The 24263-nt window shown below is 71.3% G+C and carries 20 protein-coding genes and 1 pseudogene; 11 read left to right on the forward strand and 10 right to left on the reverse strand.

What is annotated here, in order from left to right; genetic code table 11:
- Window positions 1-42 precede the first annotated feature (42 nt).
- The 5 genes from purN to tilS all read right to left on the reverse strand — a co-directional run bounded on the left by purN (window position 43) and on the right by tilS (window position 7286).
- Complete coding sequence (gene purN, locus Pla133_RS11230) at window positions 43-666, reverse strand: phosphoribosylglycinamide formyltransferase (RefSeq protein WP_145065206.1); 624 nt, start codon at window positions 664-666, stop codon at window positions 43-45.
- On the reverse strand, window positions 663-1541 hold the full coding sequence (locus Pla133_RS26190; RefSeq protein WP_419192377.1) for a phosphorylase family protein: 879 nt from the start codon (window positions 1539-1541) through the stop codon (window positions 663-665). Before Pla133_RS26190 ends, purN begins: the two co-directional genes overlap by 4 nt.
- Window positions 1538-4750, reverse strand: coding sequence for an FHA domain-containing serine/threonine-protein kinase (locus Pla133_RS11240; protein ID WP_145065211.1), 3213 nt, complete (start codon window positions 4748-4750; stop codon window positions 1538-1540). The genes Pla133_RS26190 and Pla133_RS11240 overlap by 4 nt, the downstream gene beginning before the upstream one ends.
- Window positions 4747-5490: a YggS family pyridoxal phosphate-dependent enzyme gene (locus tag Pla133_RS11245; RefSeq protein WP_419192378.1), complete on the reverse strand. Its 744-nt coding sequence runs from the start codon at window positions 5488-5490 to the stop codon at window positions 4747-4749. Before Pla133_RS11245 ends, Pla133_RS11240 begins: the two co-directional genes overlap by 4 nt.
- Before the next feature lie 209 nt (window positions 5491-5699).
- Window positions 5700-7286 (reverse strand): tRNA lysidine(34) synthetase TilS, encoded by a 1587-nt coding sequence (gene tilS, locus Pla133_RS11250; RefSeq protein WP_145168364.1) that lies wholly within the window; start codon window positions 7284-7286, stop codon window positions 5700-5702.
- A gap of 584 nt (window positions 7287-7870) precedes the next feature.
- Here tilS and gap point away from each other — a divergent pair.
- The 4 genes from gap to accD all read left to right on the forward strand — a co-directional run bounded on the left by gap (window position 7871) and on the right by accD (window position 12089).
- A complete protein-coding gene (gap, locus tag Pla133_RS11255) occupies window positions 7871-8881 on the forward strand; it encodes a type I glyceraldehyde-3-phosphate dehydrogenase (protein WP_145065216.1) in 1011 nt (336 codons plus the stop codon).
- Window positions 8882-9015: 134 nt separating this feature from the next.
- Window positions 9016-10203, forward strand: coding sequence for a phosphoglycerate kinase (locus Pla133_RS11260; RefSeq protein ID WP_419192379.1), 1188 nt, complete (start codon window positions 9016-9018; stop codon window positions 10201-10203).
- Between the two features lie 55 nt (window positions 10204-10258).
- Window positions 10259-10951, forward strand: a complete 693-nt coding sequence (gene rpe, locus Pla133_RS11265; protein ID WP_145065218.1) for a ribulose-phosphate 3-epimerase — start codon at window positions 10259-10261, stop codon at window positions 10949-10951.
- Window positions 10952-11057: 106 nt separating this feature from the next.
- Window positions 11058-12089, forward strand: coding sequence for an acetyl-CoA carboxylase, carboxyltransferase subunit beta (gene accD / locus Pla133_RS11270; RefSeq protein ID WP_145065220.1), 1032 nt, complete (start codon window positions 11058-11060; stop codon window positions 12087-12089).
- Window positions 12090-12367: 278 nt separating this feature from the next.
- Here the strand turns inward: accD and Pla133_RS11275 are convergent, their stop codons facing one another.
- Complete coding sequence (locus tag Pla133_RS11275) at window positions 12368-13555, reverse strand: class I SAM-dependent methyltransferase (protein ID WP_145065222.1); 1188 nt, start codon at window positions 13553-13555, stop codon at window positions 12368-12370.
- Between the two features lie 153 nt (window positions 13556-13708).
- Between Pla133_RS11275 and panB the strand changes: the two genes are divergently transcribed.
- A complete protein-coding gene (panB, locus tag Pla133_RS11280; protein ID WP_145065224.1) occupies window positions 13709-14533 on the forward strand; it encodes a 3-methyl-2-oxobutanoate hydroxymethyltransferase in 825 nt (274 codons plus the stop codon).
- 96 nt (window positions 14534-14629) lie between these two features.
- On the opposite strand, the gene Pla133_RS11285 is transcribed toward panB, so the two are convergent.
- On the reverse strand, window positions 14630-15370 hold the full coding sequence (locus Pla133_RS11285) for an SDR family NAD(P)-dependent oxidoreductase (protein ID WP_145065226.1): 741 nt from the start codon (window positions 15368-15370) through the stop codon (window positions 14630-14632).
- Window positions 15371-15420: 50 nt separating this feature from the next.
- On the opposite strand from Pla133_RS11285, the gene Pla133_RS11290 reads away from it, so the two are divergent.
- From Pla133_RS11290 to Pla133_RS11295, 3 genes are all read left to right on the forward strand, one after another.
- On the forward strand, window positions 15421-15837 hold the full coding sequence (locus tag Pla133_RS11290; RefSeq protein ID WP_145065228.1) for an OsmC family protein: 417 nt from the start codon (window positions 15421-15423) through the stop codon (window positions 15835-15837).
- 17 nt (window positions 15838-15854) lie between these two features.
- Window positions 15855-16718, forward strand: a complete 864-nt coding sequence (locus Pla133_RS26195; RefSeq protein WP_419192380.1) for a hypothetical protein — start codon at window positions 15855-15857, stop codon at window positions 16716-16718.
- Window positions 16719-16870: 152 nt separating this feature from the next.
- Window positions 16871-17779 carry a ribokinase gene (locus Pla133_RS11295; RefSeq protein WP_419192381.1) on the forward strand — a complete coding sequence of 303 codons (909 nt, stop codon included), beginning with the start codon at window positions 16871-16873 and terminating at the stop codon, window positions 17777-17779.
- A 211-nt stretch (window positions 17780-17990) separates the two neighbouring features.
- On the opposite strand, the gene Pla133_RS11300 is transcribed toward Pla133_RS11295, so the two are convergent.
- Together Pla133_RS11300 and Pla133_RS11305 are read right to left on the reverse strand one after the other, a co-directional pair.
- On the reverse strand, window positions 17991-18479 hold the full coding sequence (locus tag Pla133_RS11300) for a SixA phosphatase family protein (RefSeq protein ID WP_145065233.1): 489 nt from the start codon (window positions 18477-18479) through the stop codon (window positions 17991-17993).
- Window positions 18480-18498: 19 nt separating this feature from the next.
- Complete coding sequence (locus Pla133_RS11305) at window positions 18499-19239, reverse strand: CHAD domain-containing protein (RefSeq protein ID WP_145065235.1); 741 nt, start codon at window positions 19237-19239, stop codon at window positions 18499-18501.
- Window positions 19240-19351: 112 nt separating this feature from the next.
- Here Pla133_RS11305 and ppk1 point away from each other — a divergent pair.
- Window positions 19352-21427, forward strand: a pseudogene (gene ppk1, locus Pla133_RS11310) (polyphosphate kinase 1); the annotation flags it as partial.
- On the opposite strand, the gene ppx reads toward ppk1, so the two are convergent.
- Window positions 21419-22948: an exopolyphosphatase gene (ppx, locus tag Pla133_RS11315; protein ID WP_419192382.1), complete on the reverse strand. Its 1530-nt coding sequence runs from the start codon at window positions 22946-22948 to the stop codon at window positions 21419-21421. The pseudogene ppk1 and the gene ppx sit on opposite strands and share 9 nt — an antisense overlap.
- A gap of 88 nt (window positions 22949-23036) precedes the next feature.
- On the opposite strand from ppx, the gene xseB reads away from it, so the two are divergent.
- Together xseB and Pla133_RS11325 are read left to right on the forward strand one after the other, a co-directional pair.
- Entirely contained in the window at window positions 23037-23309 is a 273-nt protein-coding gene (gene xseB / locus Pla133_RS11320; RefSeq protein ID WP_145065239.1) for an exodeoxyribonuclease VII small subunit, read from the forward strand.
- 5 nt (window positions 23310-23314) lie between these two features.
- On the forward strand, window positions 23315-24244 hold the full coding sequence (locus Pla133_RS11325) for a polyprenyl synthetase family protein (protein WP_419192383.1): 930 nt from the start codon (window positions 23315-23317) through the stop codon (window positions 24242-24244).
- Window positions 24245-24263: the final 19 nt, after the last annotated feature.

The following is a 24263-nucleotide window of genomic DNA, read 5'->3' on the forward strand; positions in this document are numbered from 1 at the left end:
TTCGGAGCCTCCAGTGACAGACCCGTGACAACTCGGGCTGCGTCAGCCATCGCCGCGCACGACGCGGCCGGCGACGAAACGCACCTCGCCTGCCAGGTGCTGGCGTAGGGCTTCGGGGAGGGCGATGCACTCCTCGTCGAAGACGCGGCCGGCCAGGCTGTGGACGTCGTCGTCGGGGCGCACGTCGACTCGGCGTTGCAGGATGATCGGGCCGGCGTCGAAGACGTTGTCGACGTAGTGCACCGTGCAGCCGGTCACGGCGTCGCCCGCTTCGAGCACCGAGCGGTGCACGTGGTCGCCCCAGAAGCCCTTGCCGCCGTGGGCCGGCAGGAGAGACGGGTGGATGTTGAGTACGCGGCCCAGCCAACCCGCGGGGATCGGGAGGTGTCGCAGGAAGCCCGCCAGCACCACCGTTCCGCAGGCCGCGGCCTCGACCGCGTCGAAGACCTGTGCCGAGAAGTCCTCGGGGCCGTCGCAGTCGCGGGGTCGGATGACCTGGGTCGGGACGCTCGCCGCCTCGGCGATCTCGAGCCCGCGGAGCTTGCCCCGGTCGGCCACGACCAGGCCGACCTCGGCGTCCAGCTCACCGGCCGCGCACACCCGCAGCAGGTTCTCGAGGCTGCGACCGGTGCCCGAGATCAGCACCGCGATGCGCGAGGGACTCACGAGCGGCGCGGGCGCGGCGTGCCGAGCCCCTCGTCGTGGTCGGTCTGGCGAGCGATCGGGCCGGCCAGGTGCACGATCAGCTCCTCGATGGCGGGGGCGCTGCGCTCGGCGCGCTCGAGGATACGCCGCAAGTCCACGCGCTCCTCGGCGGAGGCGGCCAGGGCCACGATGGCGACGCTGGAGAGGCCGGCGTGGGCGGCAGCGATGTAGGGCCAGGCGGCCGATTGCACCGCGACGTCGGCACCGGCCTTGGCGAAGTAGCGACACTCCGCGGGGGTGTCGAGGCTCGGGCCGGCGGTGCAGGCCACCACGGCTTCGCGCGCTTCGATGCCGTTCTCGGTGCAGACCTCCAGGGCGGCGTGGCGCAGCTCGCGGTCGTGGACCGTGGTCTGGTCGGGGAACAGGGGGCCGAGGGTCGTGGTGCCGAGGCCGGTCAGGGGCGAGCGGCCCGAGAGGTTGATGTGGTCGCTGGCGAGGGCCAGGCCACTGGCCCGGGCTGCGGCGCCGGTGCCGAGGGCGACTCCGGCCGAGACGTGGACCATGACCTGCGCGCCGCAGGCGGCCGCGAGCCAGACGGGCAGGGCCCGGCGCCAGTCCGGGCCGCCGTCGTCGAGCGCTTCGCCCGACAGGTCGTCGAGGACCCAGACCGGGAGCGGTCCCAAGCGGCCCGCGACCAGGGTGGTCGTGGTCCAGGGCGCCGGAACGCCGTCCAGCTCCGCCAGGGGCACGCTGGTCGAGGCGGAGCAGCGCTCGGGCAAGAGGCCCACGCCGGTCGCCATCAGGAGCAGCGCGCGCGGCGCCGGAACGTCGTGTTCGTCGAGCTGCGCGCGCAGTCGTTCGACACTGTCGTCGAGGTTCGGCGGGCTGGCGATCAACGGGGGTCCTCGTTCGTGGGGGGGGGATCGGTCGACTCGGCTTCGTCCTCGGGAGTGACCGGAACCTGCGCTTGCATCGCCGCGGCTTCGTCCACGCCGGGCAGCGTCGGCGGCCAGTGGGCGGGTTCCTCGAGCGGACGCCCGTCGGAGAGGATCATCACGAGCAGGGAGGTGGTCTCCTGCTCGAGCAGGGTCTCGAAGGCGTGGGCCGCGCTGGTCCAGTCGTCCTCGTCGAGGGCTCGCAGGGCAGCGCTCAACAGGGAGCCGGCGTGGGCTTCGGCCGCCGCGGCGGCCTCGGCCTCGCCTCCCGCTCGGGCACCCCAGTCCGTGGCTCGCGCGAAGGCGTCGGCAATCTGTCGCGCCTCGGAAGGGCTGAGCCGAGACTGCCGCTCGGAATCGAGCACGGGATCCGCCAGGACCAGGGCCTCGTTGACCGCGGCGACGCGCAGCAGCGTGGCGACGGCGGTCAGCTCGGCCGTGACGAATTCGCGCTGTAGGCGCGATTCGTAGAGCTGCTGCAGGGCGTCCGTGTCGGCGGCGAAGGCGGACCAGGGCAGCGTTTGCGGATCGCCGTCGCCCGTGCCGAGGACCAGGCCCGACGAGATCACGCCGCGCGCCTCGACCACGCTGCGATCGGCGCCGGGCAGGGCCAGGGACTGTCGACGCCATTCACCCTCGCTCCAGGCTCGAGCCAGGGTGGCGAAGGCCGACGGCGCCGCGCGCAAGTCCCGCGCGAGGTCAGCCAGTGCCTCGCCGTACTCGGGCGAGCGCGCTTGGCCGGCGAGCGCCTCGACGGCCGTCGCAGCCGCGGCGAAGTCGAAGCCGCGCAGGTCGCGTTCGACCTTGCCAGCCGGCAGGGTGCGAGCGACCAAGGCGCGGTCCGCCTGGCGCATGGCCAGGGCGTGGGCTTCGATCCAGGTCGGGAGGGTGGCCAGGCGCGAGCGTACCAGGGTTACGCGCGCGGGCAGGGCCCAAGCGGTCGTGCCGGCGCTGCCACCCAGTTGCTCGCGCAGCTCCTCCGGAGTCTGGGGCAGTTCGGAAGCCTCAGCGTTGTCGTCGTCGGTCGCCGGAGCATCGTCGCCTCGGCCGGCCACTCCGTCCTGGCCGTCTTGTCCCGAGCCACCTTCCGTGTTGCCGTCGGTCTTGCCGACAGCGGGGGCAGCGGGTGACTTCGCGCCGGATTTCGCTGGTGGTTGCTCGGTGAGCCAGGCCAGCAGTTCTTCATAGCCTGCCTTGGCCGCCTCGAAGTCGCCCGCCGTCAGCAGCGCGTCGATCGGCACCAAGCGTGAGTCCGCTTCCGCGCGCAGTTGGGTCGAGACCTTCTCGCGCAGGGCTGCATAGCCCTCGAAGTACTCGGCGTCGGCCACGTAGCCGGGTGGCAGGGTCACACCGGCCAGGGCAGCCAGGGCCAGCTCGGGCGCGAGCAGCGCGCCGTCGGCGTCGCGCGTCGCCGCCTCGGCGGTGGCCAGCAGGGTCTGGGCCACGGACACCCCGGTCGAGCCCGCATCGTCGGTCGCGGCGGTCGACTGCTCGGGTTGTTGCAGCTCCTTGGCGCGCGCCAAGGCCACGGTCGCCGCGGTCGTACCCGGGAACTCGGCGGACACTGCGTGCAGGGCTTCCGTACGTTCGACCGGATCGACCAGGGACTCCGTGGCGAGCAGCGCCGCCGCAGCGCGCTCCTCGAAGCGTTGAAGTTGAGCCTCGGCTTCGGCGGCGTCGAGGGTGTCGGGCTCACCGACTTCTGCGCCTGGATCCTCGCTCGCGTCGACGGACGGCTGCGGGTCGTTGGTACTCGTCAGGTCCGCGACTTCGGTTCGGCCGTTTCGTTCGCCGTCGATCGAACCACCGTCGCCGTTGCTCGAGCTGCCGTCGCCCGTGGTGAGCAGCACGACCCCAATCGCCACGGCGGCCAACAGAACCAGCGCGCCGACGACCAGACCCAGCTTGCTGCCCTTCTGCGAGCCGTCGCCGCCAGCCGAGTTGGCCGCGGAAGCGAGCTCTTCGACCCGAGCGCGCAGCACGCTCGCCGAGCGTGGCCGGGCATCGGGGTCCTTGGCCATCAGGCCGTGCACCAACGCAGCCACCGGCGGCGGCAGGTCGGGCACCAGTTCGGTCAGGGGCCGCGGCTCGTCCTGGACCACGGCCCGCAGGATCGCCTTGCTGGACGCCCCTTCGAAGGGCGTCTTGCCCGAGAGCAGGCGGTAGGCGGTGGCTCCCAGGGCGTAGAGGTCCGAGCGCGCGTCGACGGCCATGCCGCGCGCCTGCTCCGGCGCCATGAAGTGCGGCGTGCCGCGGATCTTGCCGTCGCTCTCGGCCTCGGCGGCCGTGGCCAGGCCGAGGTCGACGATCTTGGTCGCGCCCGCGGCGCTCTGCATCAAGTTCGCCGGCTTGATGTCGCGGTGCACGATGCCGTGCTGCTCGGCGAACTCGAGGCCCGCCGCCGCGTCGCGCAGGATCCCGAGCACCGCGCGCCAGGGCAGGGGGCCCTCGGCCGCGAGTCGGTCCTCGAGGCTCCCGCGCTGCATGTACTCGAGCGCGAGGTAGTGCTGGCCCTTGTCCTCGCCCACGTCGTAAACGGTGACGACGTTGGGGTGCGCGAGCTTCGCCGCGGCGCGTGCCTCGGCCTGGAAGCGCGCCACGAAGTCGGCGTTCTCGCAGAGCTGGCGGCGCAGGAGTTTGAGCGCAACTTCGCGATCGAGGCTCTCCTGCACGGCGAGATAGACCAGTCCCATGGTCCCCTTGCCGAGCAGCTTGGAGACGCGGAAACCGGTCACGTCGACCTCAGCGCCCCGGCTGGCGGCAGTCGCATTCGCATTCGCATTCGCAGCCGCAGTCGCAGCCGCAGTCGCAGTCGCAGCCGCAGTCGCAGCCGCAGCGGGGCGAGCGCGCTCGGCTGGCGCCGCTCCCCGGGCCTCGATGGTCAACTCCACGGACCCCAGGCGCAGTCGTGTGCCCGCGTGCAGGCGCGCCTTGCGGACCGGGTGCCCGTCGATCTCGGTGGTTGCCCCATCGTCGAGTGCGACCACGCCGTGGCCTCCGCCGCGCACCGCGGCCAGGGCCACGTGCTCTGGTGCCACACCGACGCCGGCGAGTTCAAAACCGCCCTCGCCCGGCGCGCTACCGACGACCAGTCGCCCCTGGGGCGGGATCTCGGCCGTGCGCCCGTCGGGAGCGCGGACGACCAAGCGATCGGATCGGGCGGCGCTCATCGTCGAGCCTCCTGCGCCGACTCGACGAACAGGGCGGATCCGATCCGCAGCCAATCGCTGCCCTGGTCGACGGCCTGTTCGAGGTCGTCGCTCATGCCCATCGAGAGCAGCGCGCGGCCCTCGATCCAGGGCGCGTCCCCATGGCGCTCGGCCAGCTCGGCCAGGCGACCGAAGGTGCGGCTAGCGGACTCGGCACGGCGCTGGGGATCGTCTTCGAGGGGTGCCATGGTCATCAGGCCGGCCAGGTCGAGGCAGGACGGGTCGCTGGCCTCGATCGCCTGGGGCAGCTCACTCGGGTCCAGCCCGTGCTTGGTGGCCTCGTCGGTCAGCCGTACTTGGAGGTAGATGCGCGGCCGCAGGCCCTCCTCGGCGCAGACCCGCGACAGGGTCCGGGCCAGGGCGACCGAGTCCACCGCGTGGATCTCGTCGGCCAGGCGGGCCACGCGGCGGGCCTTGTTGCGTTGCAGGTGCCCGATGAAGTGCCAACGCACCCTGCGCCCACCCTCTGATTGTCCCGACTCCAACTCGGCGTCGAAGAGCCGCCGCTTGGCCTCGAGACCTTCGGGACGGTTCTCGCCCAGATCGAGCTGACCGAGCCGCGCCAGCGCCAGGGCGACTTCGGGCTCCACGGATTTGGTCACGGCGAGCAGGCGCGCCTGGCCGCTGCGAGTCGCGGTCCGTCGGGCGCGCTCGATCCGCGCGCGGACGCGCTCGAGGTTCTGTGCGAGGGCCAGGGCCAAATCGGGAGCGGGGCGGTCGGGCCGGCGGGGCGTGGTGAGCGGGTCCCGGCGCGTCTGGCGCCCCCCCGTTGCTGGTCGACGAGGGTACCCCCCGAGGACCGTGAAGTCACCGCGCGGGGCGACTCCGGGTCCCTGTCGCTGTGGGCGCGGCGGAACTCGGCGCCTCGGAGCGGGGCGCGGGCCGGTGATCGGCGCAGGCGGACCCGTCCTCAGCCCGCCCGCGCGACCGCGCCGCACAGCAGCGTCAGTCTCAGGCGTCGCTCCGTCGTCGAACTCACCCGCAGGCGCTCACAGGGCCGCAGGCCCACCACCCACAGCACTTCGTCGCCCGCGCACACGACGGGCACCCGCTGTCGTTCCTCGCGCGGCACCCCGGCGTCGGCCAGAAAGCGCCGCAGGGTCTTGGACCCGGGCGCGCCCAGGGGGTGGAAGCGATCGCCGGGCCGGGGCCAGCGAACCTGCAGCCCCGATGCGAGCAGGTCCATGCCGATCGCGTCGGCCGAGAGCTCGACCTCGTCGCGCGCCTGGGGGATCGGCGCGCCGGCGGGGCTCTCGATCAGCTCGGCCACGATGCGGCGGCCGTCCTCGAGGCTCGCGACACCGGGAATGGGCAGGTGGCGCGTGCGGTCGATCTCGTCGGCGGCGGCGCGCCGGGGTCCGAGGTCGGGGAAGGGCAGGTGCAGTTGGATCGATTGGGCCGGATCGGTGGCCTGGGCGATCCGCGGCCGGCGCTCGAGGGCCGGCGGCGGCGGGATCAGCAGCAGCTCGGCCGAGCGCAACACGATGCGCCAGCCCCCGGGCAGGGTGTGCCGGGCGCAGCGACCGCCGCGCAGGTCCGTCACGATGAGCTGCAAGAGGTGCTTGCCGGGCGCGCGACCGCTGCCCTCCGTGATCAGGCGCCACAGCGCTCGGCGCGCCAGGGCGGCCGGCAGGCTCATCAGGTCCGAGCGCGGCATGGAGCCGCCCAGGTCCGCGGCCGAGGCGTCCCGGCTGGCGCCCGCGAAGGAGGGCCGGCGCCAGGCCAGGTGGGCGGTGCTCTTGGCCAGATGGTTTTCGAGCCCCTCGACCGCGCGGGCGAAGGCCGCCAGGGCCTCGCGACCGCCGGCTTGCTCGAGGGCCGGGACCAGGCCGTGGCGCACCCGCGAGCGGGCGAAGCGCGGGTCGCGGTTGCTGGTGTCGTCGACCCAGGTCAGGCCCCGCCCGCGCAGCAGCGCGCGGACCTCCTGGCGCCGCAGGGTGGCCAGAGGGCGCACAACTTCGACGGGCTCCAGGTCCTCGGGACGCTCCTCGGGGGCCTCGCCCGGGCGTCGCCCGCGAATCACCAGGCTCCGCCGAGCGCCGCGCAGGCCGCCCAGCTCGCTGCCGCGCATCCAGCGCAAGAGCAGGGTCTCGAGCTCGTCGTCGGCGTGGTGGCCGGTGAGCAGGGTGGTGTGGCCCGAGGATCGGGCCTCGCGGGCCAGCAGCTCGTAGCGCGCCTCGCGGGCGCGTTCCTCGAGCCCCGACGTGCCCGCCGTGGGGTCGAGATCCGCCTCGAGCACCGCCAGGGGCACGTCGAGGGAGGTGCAGAGGTCCTCGCAGAAGGCTCGGTCGCGCCGGCTCTCGGCCCCGCGCAGGCCGTGGTCGACGTGGACCGCCCGGAAGGTCGGCCGGGGCCGGGCCGCCGCCAGAAGGTGCAAGAGGAGCACGCTGTCGGCACCGCCGGAGAGGGCCAGGGTCAGCCGGCGCCCCTCGTTCAGGCCCGCGCCACGGGCCAACTGGGACCAACGCTGCCCCCAGGGGTCGACGTGGTCGGTCATGGCGCGGGGATTGATCACTGTTGGGGTGGGCCTTCGTTGGAGGGCCCCCGCGTGCGAGGGCCTGAGTGGGGCGAGAGCCCCCGTGGTCGAGAGCCCCCGTGGTCGAGAGCCCCCGTGGGGTCCGGTTACGCAGGTCGCGGGCGGGACGACACCCCAGCCCCGTGGCCGGCAAGATCGCGCACTGTCGGAGTCCGGCACCGCCAATGCGCAGTGCGGAGGCCCTGCCCGAGATTGATGCCATCGGCGGCCAGGGCTAATCTGTTGGCCCGTTTTCGCCAGGAATCGTGGCTTTCGGAAGTCGGGACCCGGGACCTTCCGAGCGGCTCTCGACTTGCAACGGGCCGAGAGCCGTCGGACCTCGATCCGCGCGGCTCCCGACAGCGAGACTGGACCCCGGGGTCCCGAGTCCTCGACTCGGCTCGGCCCCGAGCCACCCTCTCCCGTGGCCCCAGCGAGCCAACCGCAGTCCGCGCGCGTCGATCCTGGCGCGAGACCCTTCGATCACCGGCCGGAACCCCGGCCGAGACAACCAGTCGATCCCCGCCGCCCTCTCGGGCGGTCCAGCCCCCCCGGCAAGGAAATTCATGTCGATCCGCATCGCCATCAACGGCTTCGGCCGCATCGGTCGCACCGTGTTCCGCATCGCCGCCGGTCGCGACGACCTCGAAGTCGTGTCGATCAACGACCTGACCGATCCGGCGACCCTGGCCTACCTACTCAAGTACGACTCGATCATGGGTCGTTTCGACGGAACGGTCTCCTCCGGCGACGGCTACATCGAGGTCGACGGCAAGCGCATCGCGGTCAGCGCCGAGCGCGACCCGGCCGCGCTGAAGCACGCTGACAACAAGGTCGACATCGTGGTCGAGGCCACCGGTGTCTTCTCCAGCCGCGCCGACTGCCAGAAGCACATCGACGCGGGCGCGAAGAAGGTGGTGCTCACTGTTCCGCCCAAGGACGCGATCGACAACATGATCGTGCTGGGCGTCAACCACGAGACGCTGGAGAAGGAGCACCGCATCATCTCCAACGCCTCGTGCACGACCAACTGCTTGGGTCCGATCGCGCGCGTGCTGCACGAAGCGTTCGGTATCGAGCACGGTCTGATGACGACCGTCCACGCCTACACCAACGACCAGCGCATCCTCGACTTGCCGCACAAGGACCTGCGCCGGGCGCGGGCGGCGGCCGAGAACATCATCCCGACCACCACCGGCGCGGCCCGCGCGGTGGGCAAGGTGCTGCCCGCCCTGGCCGGCAAGCTAGACGGCATGTCCATGCGCGTTCCGGTCAAGGATGGCTCGGTGGTCGACCTGGTCGCGACCCTCTCGCGCGACGTGACCATCGACGAGGTCAACGCCGCCGTCCTGGCCGCCTCCAAGAGCGAGTCGTCCATGGGCGTGATCGAGTACTGCACCGACCCGATCGTCTCCAGCGACATCATCGGCAACCCGCACAGCTCGATCTTCGACGTGGCCTCGACCATGGTCATGGCCGGGCGCATGGTCAAGGTCGTGAGCTGGTACGACAACGAGTGGGGCTACTCGAACCGGGTCTGCGACCTGATCGCCTTCGCCCACTCCCTCGGCTATTGAGCCGCTGAAGTGACTGGTGCAGGGGGCACGCTCGGGACGACCTCCCGGTCGTGCCTCCTTCCCGTTCCGGACCAATCTCCGCCCGGGCCGCCCTTGGGTCCGGGGATCCGATCTCTCCCTTCCGCCAACCCAACGTGAAACTCTCGATCCCCGGTCTCGACACGCTCGACGTCAGCGGCAAGCGCGTGCTGGTGCGCGTGGACTTCAACGTGCCCCTCGACGGTGACCAACGCATCACCGATGACACGCGTATTCGCGCGGCCCTACCGACGATCCAGGCGCTGCTCGAGCGCGGCGGGCGACCCGTCTTGATGAGCCACCTCGGTCGCCCCAAGGGACAAGTTGTCGACGAGCTGCGGCTCGACCCGATCGCCGATCGCCTGGCGCAACTGCTGCCCGGGCGTCAGGTGATCAAGCTCGACGCCTGCCGCGGGCCGGAGGTCGAAGCAGCCGTGGCGGGCGCGCCCGCGGACGCGGTCGTGTTGCTCGAGAACATCCGCTTCGAGCCCGGCGAGACCAAGGGGGACGAGCAGTTGGCCGCGGACCTGGCGCGTCTTGGCGACTGCTTCGTGAACGACGCCTTCGGCACCTCCCATCGCGATCATTCGAGCGTGTGCGGCGTCGCGCGCATCCTGCCGGCGGCGGGCGGGCTGCTGCTCGAGCGCGAGATCGCGGCCTTCGCGAGGGTGCTCGAGGATCCGGCGCGTCCCTTGGCAGCCGTGCTGGGCGGGGCCAAGGTCTCCGACAAGCTGACGGTCATCGAGCGCCTGCTGGACGTCGTCGATCGGCTCCTGATCGGCGGCGGCATGGCCTACACCTTCCTGGCGGCGCGCGGCGGGTCGATCGGTTCCTCGCTGGTGCAGCCCGACCAGTTCGACATGGTGCGCCGGGCGATGGCGATGGCCAAGGAGCGCGGCGTGCAGCTCCTGCTGCCAGTGGACCACGTGATCGGGCGCGACTTCGCCGAGGGCACCGAGCACCGCACGGTCGAGGGCGACATCCCCGACGGTTGGATGGGGCTCGACATCGGCCCGAAGGCCTGCGCCGCCTACGCCGCCGCCCTGGCCGACGCCAAGACCATCGTCTGGAACGGCCCCATGGGGGTCTTCGAGTGGCCGTCCTTCGAGGCGGGCACGCGCACGGTGGCAGAGGCCGTGGCGGACTCGCCCGCCTACTCGGTCGTGGGCGGCGGTGACTCCGTCGCGGCCGTGGAGAAGTTTGGCCTGGCCGAGCGCATGGGCCACATCTCCACCGGTGGTGGCGCATCCCTGGAACTGCTCGAGGGCAAGGTGCTGCCCGGGATCGCGGCCCTGCAACGTTGATCGACTAACCTCGAGGGCCTCTCCGACCCGCCGCACGCATCGGTACGCAGATCCAATGACCGACTCCGATCGCCCGATCCTGATCGCCCCCTCGCTGCTGTCCTGTGACTTCGCCCGCATCGGCGAGGAGGTCGCGCGGGTCGAGGCCGGGGGCGCGGACTGGCTCCACGTGGACGTGATGGACGGGCACTTCGTGCCCAACCTGACCATCGGCCCGCCGATCGTGAAGGCCATCCACGCGGCGGCTCGGATCCCCCTCGACGTGCACCTGATGATCTCGGAGCCCGTGCGCTACGCCGAGGCCTTCGTCGACGCCGGGGCCCACGTGCTGACTTTCCACTGGGAGGTGACGGGCGCGGCGGGCACCGGAGCGGCGATCGAGGCGATCCGCGCCACGGGCGTCCCCGCGGTGGGCATCTCGGTCAATCCGGATACGCCGGTGGAGCCCCTGGAGCCCTTCCTGGACAGCCTGGATCTGATCCTGGTAATGAGCGTCTTCCCGGGCTTCGGCGGTCAGAAGTTCATTCCCGAGGTCCTGACCAAGGTCCGGCGACTGCGGGAAATGGGTTTCGAGGGCCTGATCGAGATGGATGGGGGGGTGGCGCCGGCCACGATCGCGGACTGCGCGGCGGCCGGAACCGACGCCTTCGTCGCTGGATCGGCTATTTTTGGGTCCGAGGACGTCGCGGCGACCATGAAGGAGATGCGACGATTGGCCGCAGAAGGACGCCAGACGGCCGCGATCTGAGCCGAAGTCACCAGGGGGACGCTGGTGCCGGCGAGACCATCGCGGACAGAGCGACCCGTCACAGCCTCCCGAGTCCGAGCCTGAACCCGAGACCAGTCGAGCTGCCATGAGCAAAGAACCCGATCCCAAGGAAGTCGCGGAGCAAACCGAGGACCCGTCCGAGCGCAAGCCCGGCCGCCTCTCCCGCCTGCGTTTCTCGAAGAAGAAGGACATGCCGGGCGGGCTGTGGCTGAAGTGCGAGAACTGTAGCTCCCTGATCTACCGCAAGGAGCTCGAAGCCGCCGGGCGGGTGTGCCCCTCCTGCAGCTTCCACTTCACCCTGCCTGGGCGGCAGCGCGTCCAGTCGCTCTTGGATCCGGGCTCCTGGGAAGAGGTCTTCGCCGACATCACCGGCCTCGACCGCCTGTCGTTCACGGACAAGATCCCCTACTCCGAGAAGCTGGCCAAGACCGCCGAGCGGCTTGGCCAGAACGAGGCCCTGATCTGTGGGCGCGGCAGCATCGAGGGTCGCTCGGTCATCCTGGCCGTGCTCGACTTCTCCTTCATGGGCGGGTCCATGGGCGAGGTCGTGGGCGAAAAGCTGGCCCTGGCCAGTGACCTGGCCCGCGTCGAGGGCCGGCCCCTGGTGATCTTCACCAGCTCCGGCGGCGCACGCATGCACGAGGGCGCCCTGTCCCTGATGCAGATGGCGAAGACCTGCTCGGCCCTGCAGAGCCTCTCCGACGCAGGCGGCATGTCGATCTGCGTCATGACCCACCCGACCACCGGCGGCGTCACGGCCTCCTTCGCCAGCGTCTGCGACCTGGTCCTGGCCGAGCCCGGCGCCCTGATCGGCTTCGCCGGCCCGCGCGTGATCGCGGCCACGCTCAAGCAGGAGCTGCCCCCCGGCTTCCAGCGCGCGGAATTCCTGATCAAGAAGGGCATGCTCGACGGCCTCGTCTCGCGTTCCGAGCTGCGCCCGATGCTCGGTCGCCTGCTCGACTACGCCAAGGGCTCCCACGTGGGCGGCGACGTCGAGGACGACCTGGCGGCAGACGAGGTGCCGAACCGCTTGAGCGGAGGCCGTACCGATTCGCGCACGCCCAGCGAGCGCGGCAAGGTTCGTCTCGACGTCCCCTCGGCCGAAAGCTCGAACTAGCGTCCTGGATCAGAAACTCGGCGTCACTTCCCGGGCTCCGATCGCCGCTGGCGTCGCCAGCGCCTCCTCCGAGTATCGCAGCGGATACGCGTCGTCGGCGCGCCTAGCCAGCATCGATCGGACTTCCGGGCAGTGACGCCGAATTCCTGATCCAGGACACCAGACGCCCGATCCGCGGGTGATCGTCACCCCGGAACGGGCGAGGGCCGCGCACGACAACCGGTCGTGCGCGGCCCTCGCTCGTTCTCGCGCGCCAATCCGTACCGCAGCGGGGCGGATCAGCCCAGCGTGGACGGGTCCCAACCCGTCGGCACGTCGAACTCCATCACCCAGGAGTCGAACTGGCTCGCGAGCCCGTTGCCGGACATGCGGTCAATGGCCGTCAGGCCGGCATTGGCCCAAACCAGGGGGTGCGACAGCAGTCCGCCGAGCTTGGTCTCGTTGACCTGCATGATCTGCGGCATGGGCCAGGTGGCCTGGTAGCCGACGGTCTGCTTGTGGACGAAACCGCGGGCCTCGAGCCAGGTGCGCAGCTCGGACGGCCGGCGACCGTTCAACTCGCGAATCGGCAGGATCGGCTTGGCGCCGCGGCGGCGGTGGAAGCCGCGTGAGTCGGGGTTGATGTCGCCGACCACCAGCGTGCCGCCGGGCTTGCAACAGCGCACGAGGCCGCGCATCCAGGCCTCGAAGTCGGGCGAGAAGCTGACCACGCCCGAGCTGATCACCAGGTCGAAGGGCTCTTCGCCCTCGGCCGGGAAGGGCGGGGCCTCGCCGAAGCCGACGCGGCCGGTAAAGTCGGTCACGCCTTCCTTGGCGGCGTTGGCGGCGGCGATCTTGACCATCTCCGGGGAGGGGTCGAAGGCGGCCAGGGCGATGTTCTTGTGACCTGCGGCGGCCTCGATCCCGACCCAGCCGGCGCCGCAGCCGAAGTCGATGATGCGCTGGCCGTCGGCGGCGGGGGCGAACTTGCCCACGAGCTTTCGCATCCAGCGGAAGTGCGGGTAGCCGGGGCCGCCCGGCTCGCCGTTCCAACCGCTGGCGTTCTGGTCGAACTTCTCGCGCGTGGCCTCGGGCGACATCACGTGACTGACCCGCCGCATGGCCATCACGGTGCCGCTGCCAGGGCAGGCGCCCAGCTTGGTGCGCCCTTGCAGGCTGCGTCGAACCAGCGGATCGCCCAGCTCGTAGATGGCGACCACATGCAGCAGCGGCCACAGGTCGTTGCGCCAGCGCGCGAGCTCAGCATCGTCGGGCTGGCCCTCGAGGACCAGCAGTACGGCGCCCGCTGCTCCCAGGCTGGATTTGGCCTCGGCCAGGATTCCGCTCGCCCCGCTGCGACTCGACAGGGCCAGGCTGGCGGTGTCCGCGGCGGCGGCCCTGGAGCCCTCGAGGGCGTCAGCCGGCAGGCCGAGGTCGGCGAGGATCGGGGACCAGTCGAGGTCGATGGGGGCGCTGACGGCGGGCACGGCTGGGCTGAGGGGGGACGCGGGGAGCCGGGGATCCTACGCGGAGGCCTTCCCGGGACGGCGCTCCGGCTCCCGAAAGCTAACCCGTCGGTCCGGCCCGCGTCGTACGCTCTGCGCCCTCTTCGGACCCATCGGACCCGAATCGACCGCCCCATGAGTGCGACTCCCCCCCCGCCCCGGCGGCGCAAGGTGACGACCGAAGCCCTGCGCCGCATGAAGGCCAAGGGCATCAAGATCAGCGCCCTGACCGCCTACGACCACCAGATGGCGCAGGTCCTCGACCTGGCCGGCATCGATGTGATCTTGGTCGGCGATTCGGTGGCCACCGTGGTCCAGGGTCGTGATTCCACGGTCACCGTGACCATGGAGCACATGCTCTACCACGCGTCGATCGTCTCGGGCGCGGTGGCGCGGGCCCTGGTGGTGGGCGACCTGCCCTTCATGAGCTTCCAGGTGAACTCCGACGAGGCCCTGCGGAACGCCGGCCGCATGGTGCAGGAGTCCGGGGTCGAGGCGGTCAAGGTCGAGGGCGGCGAGAAGGTCGCGCCGACCGTGGCGCGCATCGTCGACGCCGGGATTCCGGTCATGGGGCACGTGGGGCTCACACCACAGTCGATCCACAAGTTCGGCACCTACAAGGTGCGCGCGACGAACCCTGCCGAGGCCGATGAGGTCCTGGCCGGTGCGCGCGCGCTGCAGGACGCCGGGGCCAGCGCCGTGGTGGTGGAGAAGGTGCCGGCGGCGCTCGGCAAGCGCCTGGCCGACGAGCTCGAGATCCCGGTCATCGGCATCGGGGCCGGACCCCACTGCGACGGGCAGATCCTGGTCAGCCACGACATGCTCGGGCTCTACAGCAAGTTCCACCCGCGCTTCGTGCGGCGCTACGCGTCCCTGGGGGATGAGATGCAGCGCGCCTTCGAGAGCTACGTCGCCGACGTCAAGTCGGGCGAGTTCCCGACCGACGACGAGAGCTACTGAGCGGGCGAGGAGGGCTCCCCGGGCAGAGTGGCTCCGGGTAGGCGTTCGTACGGTGCCAGGCACAAGACCGCCTACCCGGACGCGCGCGGGCCCCGTTCAGCGGCGCGTGAGCTTGGTGGTGCTCGACTGGGCCGAGGCCCAGAGCACGAGTTCGCCCACGTTGACGCGTTGGGGACGAGTCGCGATCCAGACGATCGACTCGGCGACGTCCTCCGGTGTCAGCGCATCCACGCCGTCGTAGACCGCGGCGGCGCGCTGCTCGTCACCGCGAAAGCGCACGCGGCTGAAGTCGGTCTTGACCATCCCCGGATCGACCGTGCTGAAGCGCACGCCGCGCCCGCCGGCGTCCTGGCGCAGGCCCTCGTAGATGGCGCGCACCGCGTGCTTGCTGGCGCAGTAGACCGCGCCGCCCGGGTAGACCTGGCGCCCGGCCACGCTGCCGAGCAGGATCACGTCGCCGCGGCCGGCGTCGAGCATCGGCTGTAGGGTGGCGCGAACCGTGTTGAGCACACCCTTGACGTTGGTGTCGATGACCTCGGACCACTCCGCGGGGTCGCCCTCCTGCAGGGGCTCGACCCCGCGGGCCAGGCCCGCGTTGGCCACCACCAGGTCGAACTCGCGGCCCGCGAGGGCGGCGGTCACCGCGGCGCTGTCGGTTACGTCGAGGGCCAGGGCCTCGGCGCCATCGAGTTCGGCCGCGATGGCCTGGACGCGCTCGAAGCGGCGGGCGGCGAGGGTGACGCGGGCGCCGGCGGCGGCCAGGGCGCGGGCCGTGGCCTCGCCGATTCCGGCCGAAGCCCCGGTCACCAGGGCACGTCGTTGGGAGAGGTCGCTCATGGGCGACAGGTTAGCCCGAAAGCCAGCGCGGCTCCGTAAGCTCTGCGGCCATGGTCGAGATCCACGTCACCTATCGCGGCGAGCTGCGTTGCGGCGCGGTCCACGCTCCTTCTTCGGCCGAACTGGTCACCGATGCTCCTGTCGACAACCAGGGGCGCGGCGAGTCCTACTCGCCGACCGATCTGGTGGCCACGGCTCTTGGCTCGTGCATGCTCACGATCATGGGCATCCGGGCCCGGGACGAGGGCTGGGACCTGGACGGCGCGACGGTCAAGGTGACCAAGCACATGGTCGCGGATCCCCGTAGGCGGATCTCGAAGCTGGAGGTGCGGTTCGCCCTGCCGAACCTCGCCGATGAGGCCCGCGACGTGTTGGAGCGCGCCGCCGAGACCTGTCCGGTGTTTGAGAGCATCCACCCGAACATCGAGGTCCCGGTGCACTTCGGATGGGCCGAACTCGTTCGCTGAGGGGCGGGCGATCGTCGGTGTGGATCGCGGCCCTGGCCCTGGTGGTCACCGGCTTCGGTTGTTTGAACGCGCTGCTGCCCATCGACGGAGCGGCTCGACTGTTGTGGTCGGCGGCCCTCGGCGATGCCCCGGCGAGCGGCGCGGCCAGCCTGGCCGCCGCGACCTGGCGCACGGTGCTCTGCCTGGTGGCGGCGGGCGCGGTGGTCGGGATGGCAGAGGGCGGCTCGACCGACGCCCGGCGGCGCTGGCCGAGCCTCTCGATCGTGGCCGCGAGCCTCGCGGCCAGTGCGGCGGCGGCGCTGGTGCTCGAGCGCGGCGAGGTCTGGCCACCGACCGCTAGCGTCTTGCGATCAGTGACCGCGGCCCTCGCGGCGATGGCGGCTGCGGCCCTCTCGCTTCGATGGACCCGCACTCGGCCCGCCCTGGCCCTGTGCTCGGCGTTGCTGCTGGCCGCTGCCCTGTGGGGCTGGCTGGGGTTCGTCGCCGCAGGGGCGCCTGAGGCCCAGGCCTCGCGCGGGCGCTTTCTGCTCGGCGGGTACTGGGCGCCATCGGTGACCGACACGGCCCTGGCCCTCTTGGGCTGGGCAGTCACCTGTCTGCCAGGCGGCGCTCGCCGATGGGCGCCCTTGGGAATGGGTCTCGTGGCGGCGTCGGTGGGTCCCTTGCCGCTGGTCGGCGCCCTGGCCCTGGTCCCAGGCGCGGCCGCCGGCCCGCTCGCGCGGGGACTGTGGGGGGGATCGGCAGCTCTGCTCGCGGCAACGGTGTCGGCCTTGATCGCGCCCTCTGCCTCGGTTCCGGCGGGTGCCCTAACCCTCCTGGTCGGGTCGCTTTATCTCGCGGGGCGCCTCGTCTGGAGCCGCGCGCGTCCGGGATCGGTCTGACCTGGGTATCCTGCCCCGCTCGCTCGACCGGAGTGCGACTCCGAGCGACACCGCAGAGACCGTCCCCTGTCCTCCCGTTCCCCCTCCGACGCCGGTCTCCGACCCCCGTCGCACCGCGCCTTCGACCCGCAGCGCAACGCGACACGCCCCCGATGAGTGAAGCGATCTGCGTGCTCGGTGCGCTGCACATGGACCTCACCATCGAGGTCGAACACCTTCCGTCCGTCGGCGAGACCGAGATCGGCAAGGGCCTCGAGGTCCATCCCGGCGGAAAGGGAGCGACCCAAGCGGTGGCCGCGGCGCGCCTCGGGGCCAGCGTCAGTCTGGTCGGTGCGGTCGGCGACGACGGTTGGGGAGCGGATTTGCGCTCGGCGCTCTTGGCCGAGGGCGTGAACCTCTCGGGGGTCGTCTCCTCCAGCGCTGCCGTGACTGGCGTGGCCCTGCGCGCTCGGCACGCCTCGGGCGAGAGCGCGACGGTGATCGGTCCGGGTGCCAACCGCATGGTGGACGTGGCGGTGATCGAGGCCGCGCGGGAGGCCTTCGCCCACGCCAAGGTCTTCCTGTGTCAGCTCGAGATCGGCGAAGACGCCCTGTCGGCCGCGGTCGAGTTGGCGCGGGCGTCGGGCGCCCTGGTGGTGCTGAACGCTGCGCCCGCGCGCGAGTTGTCGCGCGAGTTCCTGGCCAAGATCGACGTGATCGTGGCCAACCGGCGCGAGGGCGCTCGGCTGGCACGGGTCGAGAAGGACGAGTGTTCGGACTCCGGGCTGATGCGCCGCATCGCGGCCCTGGGACCGTCCAAGGTGGTGCTGACCCGGGGCAAGCGCGGCGCGATGTTCTTCGACGGCGAGCGCACCTTCGAGCAAGCGGGCTTCCCCGCCGAGCGGCTCGACTCCACCGCGGCCTCCGACGCCTTCTGCGGCGCCCTGGCAGTGGCCCTGGCCGAGGAACAGCGCTGGGACCAGGCCCTGCGCTTCGCCTGCGCGGCCTCGGCCCTGTCGGCGGAAGTGCAGGGGTCCTTCCCCAGCCTGCCGACGCGGGACGTGCTCGAGCCGCGACTCTAGTGTCCTGGATCCGAAATTCGGCGTCACTTCCCGGGCTCCGATCGCCGCTGGCGTCGCCAGCGCCTCCTCCGAGTATCGCAGCGGATACGCGTCGTCGGCGCGCCTAGCCAGCATCGATCGGACCTCCGGGAAGTGACGCCGAATTTCGGATCCAGGACACTAGCTCGCTTCGGCCGCCGGTGTCCGCGGCCAGCGCCGGCCCACACTTCGGCTACCGCATCGAGCGCAATAGCGCCGGCGGGATCGACGCGCGTAGGACCATGCCGCCGGGCACGGGGTTGCCCTCGAGCCAGATCACGCCACCCTTCTTGAGCGGCAGGGAACTGGCGGCCTCGGTCGAGCCAATGGTCAACCACGCGGCGAGTTCCCCCAGCCAGGGCTGATGCCCGACCAACGCCAGTCGCTCGGCACCCTGCTGCTGGAGCTCGGACAAGAGGGTGAACAGGGGCCGACCCGGCGGCCGCGCGAGGAGGTCATCGACGCGGATGTCGTCACAGAGCCCGGCCATCAACTCCGCGCTCTCTACGGCGCGCAGCAGGGGACTGTGCACTATCGCGTCGTAGCGCGGGCCGATCCGACCCAGGCCTCGGGCGCACTTGCGGAAGCGTCGCTTGCCCTCCGCGGTGAGCGGGCGGGCCGCGTCTCGCTCCGCGCCGGCGCGCTCGGCTGCGATCGCATGTCGAACCAGGTGCAGGTGCATGGTCGGATCGTGGCGCCCTTCAGCGGCTCCGTCCAGCGGTCTTGCCCACCAGCTCGCCGCGGCATTCGTGCCATGCGGCCAGTGCGTCCACGTGGGCGTCGTCGATGCGGGCCGCCAACTCGCGGGCGAAGTCGTCCAGTTGCTGGCGGTCGTCGAGCAGGCCTAGGCGGCGCCGCAGCTGCTCCAGATCGTTGAGCTCTCCCAGGGCGGTCTGCAGCCGCTTCAGGGCAGGGTCGTTCTCTCCCAGCCATTCGCGGGCGTAGCGCAGCCGTCGCAGCGCCCGTCGCAGGGCATGCAGCCGTCGGCGTTGGGCTCGGGAACTCTTGCGCTCGCGGTCGACCTGCTCGCCCCGCCGGCGGACGACATCGACCAGTCGGGCCACGCCGTCGGCTGCGCTCCGCGCGGAGAGGGCCGACAAATTCTCGAGCGCGGCCAGCAGGCCGGTGAGTCGAGTGCTCTCGAGCTCGTCCACGAGCTCCCGTCGTGCGCCGTCGCGCCGGGCCGCGAGTTCGCTGCCCAGGCGCTCGGGGAGGGGCTGCATCATCAGCACGTCGAGATCCCGCACTTCGCCAGCGACCTTGCGTAGCCAATGCAGATCCCCGGCCAAGGTCCGCCGCTCGGCCAGCTCGAGCCAGACGGCGATGCGTCGCGCGGCCACGCGCAACTGATGGACTCCCTCGGGATCCAGGCCCTCCAGTGCCGCGGGCAGGTGCCCACGCAGGTCATCGAGGGCGGGTCGCAGCGGGATGGTCCGGGGCATCGGGGGCCGGGCATATTAACTTGCCCGGCGGCGATGGGGGGCCGAGGCTGCGAAGTCCAGCGACCGGGCACCTTCGGCCGATGAGAGTGTCCGAGCAGATTCGACCCGCGCCGTGAAGCAACCCGAGCACCAGCCTCCGATCGACCTACGCCAGCCGGAGCTGTTCCTCAACCGGGACCTGTCCCTGCTGGAGTTCAACCAGCGGGTCCTGGCCCAGGCTCAGGATGAGCACAACCCGCTCTTGGAGCGGCTGCGCTACCTCGCGATCTGCACCACGAACCTCGACGAGTTCTTCGAGATCCGTGCAGCGGGTCTGCGCCAGCAGGTGGTGGCGGGCGTCACGCGGCCTCCCGGACCCGACGGGAACTCACCGCGTGAGGTCCTGCAGGCCATCTCGACCAAGGCCCACGAGCTGGTCGACGAGCAGTATCGGACCCTCAACGAGATGATCCTGCCCGCCCTGGCGGCGGAGGGCATCCAAGTCGTGGCCCGGGACCAGTGGAACGAGGACCAGGCTGCCTGGGTGCGCAAGCACTTCCGGCGCGACGTGCAGCCGGTCCTGACGCCCATGGCGATCGACCCGGCCCATCCCTTCCCGCGCATCGTCAACAAGAGCCTGACCTTCCTGATCTCCCTGCAGGGCAAGGACGCCTTCGGGCGCAACGACGGGTTGGCGGCCCTGAACGTGCCTCGCTCCCTGCCGCGGGTGATCCCGCTCCCGGAGGAGGTCGCGACCGAGCCCAACTCCTTCGTGCTGCTCTCGTCGGTGATCCACGCCCACGTGGACGAGCTCTTCCCCGGCATGGAAGTGCGCGGCTGCTACCAGTTCCGAGTCACGCGCAACAGTGACTTGTGGGTCGAGGAGGAGGAGGTCGACGACCTGCTGCACGCCCTCGAGGGGGAGTTGCCCCGCCGCAACTACGGTGACGCCGTGCGGCTCGAGGTGGCCGACAACTGCCCGGTCGAGATGACCGAGTTCCTGCTCGACCAGTTCAGCCTGGGGGAGCAGGACCTGTACCAGGTCAACGGCCCGGTCAACCTGCACCGCCTGGCCGGCTTGATCGACCTGGTGGAGCGCCCGGACCTGCGCTTTCGCAGCTTCGTGCCCGGTTGGCCCGAGGGACTCGAGCAGGGCGCCGACATGTTCGCGGCCCTGGGCGAGCGTGACCTGCTGGTGCACCATCCCTACCAGTCCTTCCAGCCCGTGGTCGACCTGGTGCGCCAGGCGGCGGCCGATCCGAACGTGCTGGCGATCAAGCAGACCCTGTACCGCACCGGCGAGCACTCCTCGGTGGTGGAGGCGCTGATCGACTCCGCCGAGGCCGGCAAGGAGGTCACCGCGGTGGTCGAGCTGCGCGCACGCTTCGACGAGCGCGCCAACATCGACCTGGCCCATCGGCTGCAGGCGGCGGGGGTCAACGTGGTGTACGGCATCGTGGGCTACAAGACCCACGCCAAGATGCTGCTGGTGGTGCGGCGCGAGGGGCGGCGCCTGCGACGCTACGCGCACCTGGGCACGGGCAACTACCACCCGGGCACCGCGCGGACGTACACGGATTTCGGCCTGTTGACCAGCGATCCGGTGCTGTGCGAGGACGTGCACCAGCTCTTCCTGCAGATGACCGGCATGGGCAAGGTGCGTCGACTCAAGAAGCTCTTGCAGGCGCCGTTCACGCTCCACAAGACGCTGGTCGAGATGGTCGACGCGGAGGCCGAGGCGGCGCGGGCGGGTCGACCGGCGGCGATTCGGGCCAAGATGAACTCCTTGACCGAGCCCGAGATCGCGATCGCCCTGTACCGCGCCTCCCAGGCTGGGGTGAGCATCGACCTGATCGTGCGCGGGGCTTGCTGCCTGCGCCCGGGCATTCCCGGGGTCAGCGAGAACATCCGGGTGCGCTCGATCATCGGGCGCTTCCTCGAGCACCACCGCGTCTTCCACTTCCACGCCGGGGGCGAGGACCGCGTGCTGTGCTCGAGCGCGGACTTCATGTCGCGCAACTTCTTCAGGCGCGTCGAGTGCTGCTTCCCCGTCGAGGATCCGAAGTTGAAGAAGCGTGTCCTGCGCGAAGGGCTGGACCTACCACTCAAGGACAACCTGCAGTCCTGGTTGATGCAGGCCGACGGCAGCTACGCTCGAGTCCACCCGGCGCGGGCGCGGGACCGAGCGTCGCAGCGGGAACTATTGACCCTCTTGGCCGATTTCTCCGACCCGCAGGTCGAACCCGACCGCCGCAAGCTGGGACGCCTCGACCGCGAGGTCCGCGCGGGCGAGCGGCTGCGCGTCAAGCCAGCCGGGCGGAAGGTCGAGGGCAAGCGCGGAGCGAGCCGCTCGAAGCACGAGCGGGGGTAGGGCTTCGACGCGGCGGCTGCGGTGCAGTAGCACGGACAGCCGCAGGAGCGTGGTGAGCTGCAGGGCCTTGCGTGCGGTGCCCGGACCCAGGGCGGCGAACATCTGCTTGGTCAGCTTGCGCCGGTGGGCGCGCACCATCACGGCCAGGAGTTCCTGGTCGTCGCGACTGAAGCCGGGCAGGTCGCTGTTGGCCACCAGGTAGGCGCCGTGCTTGTGGTAGCCCGAGTGGTTCAGGGCCAGGCCGATCTCGTGGAGCTGGGCAGCCCAGGAGAGGAAGCGGCCGGCCTGCTCCTCGTCCAGCTCCCAGATGGCGGCCACCTGTCGCAGCGCGCGGATCGCCGTGCGCTCGATTCGCGAGGCCTGGTTGCGGTCGACCTGGTAGCGCTCCTGCATGCGCTGGATCGTCCGGTCGCGCACGTCCTCGTGGCGAATGCGACCGATCAAGTCGTACAGCAAGCCCTCGCGCAGGGCGAAGGACGAGAGCTGCATCCGTTCGATCCGCAGCGAGGAGAAGATCGCCTTGAGGATCGCGAGCCCCCCGGCCAGAACGGGCGTGCGATCGGGTGTCAGACCCGGGAGCACCAGCTGGTCGATGTGTCCCGCGGCGATCATCTCGCGGCGCAGATTCTTGAGGTTGGCGTAGGTGATCCCGCCGCCTTCCCAGCCGGCCTCGTCGATGATCCGACCGATCGAGTTGATCGTGCCCGACGAACCGGCGGCGTCCTCCCAGCCGAGGGCACGATAGCTCTCCTGCAGGCCCTGGAGCTCGAGCCCCGCCGCCAGCTCCGCGGCGCGGAAGCGCTCGCGGGTGAGTTCACCGTTGTCGAAGTAGCGCTGGCTGAACGAGACGCAGCCCATGTGGAGGCTGTCGCGCAAGAGCGGCTCGAAGCGCCGTCCGATCACGCACTCGGTGCTGCCGCCGCCGATGTCGACCACGAGGCGACGGCCGCCGTCGTCCGACAGGTCGTGGGCGACGCCCAGGTACACGAGTCGCGCCTCCTCCTGGCCGGAGATGATCTCGATCGGATGGCGCAGGGCCTCCTCCGCGTGGCGCAGGAAGCTGCGCGTGTTGCGCGCCTTGCGCAGGGTGTTCGTGCCCACCACCCGCACGTTCGAGCGCGGGACGTCCGCCAGCCGGTGCCCGAAGCGATCCAGGCACTCGAGCGCCCGTTCCCGCGCCGAGCGCCGCAGGCGGTTGTTCTCATCGAACCCAGCGGCCAAGCGCACGGGCTCCCGCAGGCGGTCGACGATCAAGAGCTCGTCGTCCACCACCCGGGCGATCAGCATGTGGAAGCTGTTCGAGCCCAGGTCGACGGCGGCGTACTGCGGCTGGGGGAGGCGATCGGGCGGAGGGGCCAAGGGCGCGAGTATCGCCCGGCGGACTCCGTCGGCGCCAGCGTCCAGGGGGCATGCCGCGGACACGGCGAAGTCGTAGACTCCCGGGCCCATGGCGAAGAACACCTCGAACAGCGACGGGGCCGCGGAGGAGCTCGGATTCGACGAGCGCCTCGAGCGCCTCGAGTCGATCGTCAGCGAGCTGGAGGCCGGCGACCTGGGGCTCGAGCCTGCCATCGAGCGCTACACCAGCGGAATCGAGCTGCTCAAGAGCTGCCACGCGACCCTGGCTGCCCAACGCGCGCGGGTCGAGGAGTTGACCGCCGACGCGGATCGAGCCCTGCGCCCCTTCGAGGGCGATCCGGACCTGGCGGGCGGCGAGTGAGCGGCGTGGCAGCGGACGAAGACAGTTCGACCCGGGCCGAGCGCACCCTCGCATCGCAGGCGGGCGACGCATGGATCGAGGCCGCGCAGGCCTGGATCGAGCAGGGGCTGGCGGAGTTGGTCTGCGCCGAGCGGCGTCCCGAATGGCCTGGTCTGCTACGCGAGGCCATGGAGTACGTGCTGCTCGCCGGCGGCAAGCGCCTGCGACCGGCCCTGGTGCGGATGGTCTGCGAGGAGCTCGGCGGGACCAGCGAGCTGGCCCTGCCGGGGGCCCTGGCGATCGAGCTGGTCCACACCTACAGCCTGGTCCACGACGACCTGCCCTGCATGGACGACGACGACCTGCGCCGCGGCCGGCCCACCTGCCACGTGGCCTATGGCGAGGATGTGGCCGTGCTGACCGGCGACGCGCTCTTGACCCTGGCCTTCGAGGTGCTCGGGGGTTGCGGCGCGCGGGCCGGTGAGCTGGCACTGGTCCTGGCCCGGGCCGCCGGGTCGGGCGGCATGGTGGGGGGGCAGGTCCTGGACCTGCGCTCGGACCTGCGGGCCCCGGGGCACGAGGGGATTCGCGAGGTGCACCGTCTCAAGACCGCGGCCCTGATGGGAGCAGCGTCGGAGCTGGGTGCCACGGCCGCCGGCGCGGACGCCGACGCTCGGGCGGCGGCGGCTGATTTCGGCAGGGCCCTGGGCCTTTGCTTCCAGGCCGTCGACGATCTCTTGGACGTCACCGGCGACGCCGCCACCCTGGGCAAGACGCCGGGCAAGGACGCGGCCCTGGAGCGCGACACCCTGGTGGCCGAGTTGGGCCTCGATGGTGCCCGCGCCGAGGCCCAGCTCCAGGCGGAGCGGGCTCGCGCCGCAGCGGCGCGTTTGGGCTGGGTTCAGGGCCATCGAGCCGTGGCCCTGATCGACCGAATGCTCGAGCGCCGGACCTGATCCGGCCCGGAGGCGGCCA

This window comes from Engelhardtia mirabilis (assembly GCF_007748095.1).
In the GTDB taxonomy this organism is placed as follows: Bacteria; Planctomycetota; UBA1135; order UBA1135.

Bases quoted from the DNA above. Each gene is read 5' to 3' on its own strand.
- Pla133_RS11295 (WP_419192381.1), top strand. From the start codon at position 16,871: ATGAGTGAAGCGATCTGCGTGCTCGGTGCGCTGCACATGGACCTCACC.
- rpe (WP_145065218.1), top strand. From the start codon at position 10,259: ATGACCGACTCCGATCGCCCGATCCTGATCGCCCCCTCGCTGCTGTCC.
- gap (WP_145065216.1), top strand. From the start codon at position 7,871: ATGTCGATCCGCATCGCCATCAACGGCTTCGGCCGCATCGGTCGCACC.
- tilS (WP_145168364.1), bottom strand. From the start codon at position 7,286: ATGACCGACCACGTCGACCCCTGGGGGCAGCGTTGGTCCCAGTTGGCC.
- Pla133_RS11305 (WP_145065235.1), bottom strand. From the start codon at position 19,239: ATGCCCCGGACCATCCCGCTGCGACCCGCCCTCGATGACCTGCGTGGG.
- Pla133_RS11300 (WP_145065233.1), bottom strand. From the start codon at position 18,479: ATGCACCTGCACCTGGTTCGACATGCGATCGCAGCCGAGCGCGCCGGC.
- xseB (WP_145065239.1), top strand. From the start codon at position 23,037: ATGGCGAAGAACACCTCGAACAGCGACGGGGCCGCGGAGGAGCTCGGA.
- Pla133_RS11240 (WP_145065211.1), bottom strand. From the start codon at position 4,750: ATGAGCGCCGCCCGATCCGATCGCTTGGTCGTCCGCGCTCCCGACGGG.
- accD (WP_145065220.1), top strand. From the start codon at position 11,058: ATGAGCAAAGAACCCGATCCCAAGGAAGTCGCGGAGCAAACCGAGGAC.
- panB (WP_145065224.1), top strand. From the start codon at position 13,709: ATGAGTGCGACTCCCCCCCCGCCCCGGCGGCGCAAGGTGACGACCGAA.
- Pla133_RS11290 (WP_145065228.1), top strand. From the start codon at position 15,421: ATGGTCGAGATCCACGTCACCTATCGCGGCGAGCTGCGTTGCGGCGCG.
- Pla133_RS11285 (WP_145065226.1), bottom strand. From the start codon at position 15,370: ATGAGCGACCTCTCCCAACGACGTGCCCTGGTGACCGGGGCTTCGGCC.